Source organism: Streptomyces sp. SID13726 (genome assembly GCF_010548375.1).
In the GTDB taxonomy this organism is placed as follows: domain Bacteria; phylum Actinomycetota; class Actinomycetes; order Streptomycetales; family Streptomycetaceae; genus Streptomyces.
In genome coordinates, this window is the sequence record NZ_JAAGLY010000677.1 from 1 (window position 1) to 407 (window position 407).

1 pseudogene is annotated in these 407 nt (G+C 72.0%); it reads left to right on the top strand.

Features of this window, described 5'->3' with window-relative positions:
• Nucleotides 1-407: pseudogene (locus G3I78_RS49740) on the top strand (hypothetical protein); the annotation flags it as partial.

Consider the following 407-nt stretch of genomic DNA (forward strand, 5'->3'; position numbering starts at 1 on the left):
CGACGACTGGACCAACCCCCTCACGCCCTGGGTTCCCGCGGTCGTCGTCGCCCTCGGGGTCGTGGCCGGGGCGTTCGTCTGGCGCCGCCTGCGCGACGTGACCGGCACGCAGCCGGGTGACGCCGTGTTCTTCGCCGCGGGCAAGACGTCGGACTCGCGCGCGCTGCTCGGCGCCGCGCGCCAGGAGATCGCGAAGCGCACGGGTCAGATCGACGAGGACGCGTGGGCGTTCGTCTGGGTCGTCGACGCGCCGCTCTTCAAGCCGACCGGCGAGGACGACGACGTCGATCTCGGAAACTCCGCCTGGACCGCCGTGCACCACGCGTTCACGTCGCCCACGCCCGACTGGGTCGACACGTTCGAGCAGAACCCGGGCGAGGCGCTCGCGTACGCGTACGACATCGTCT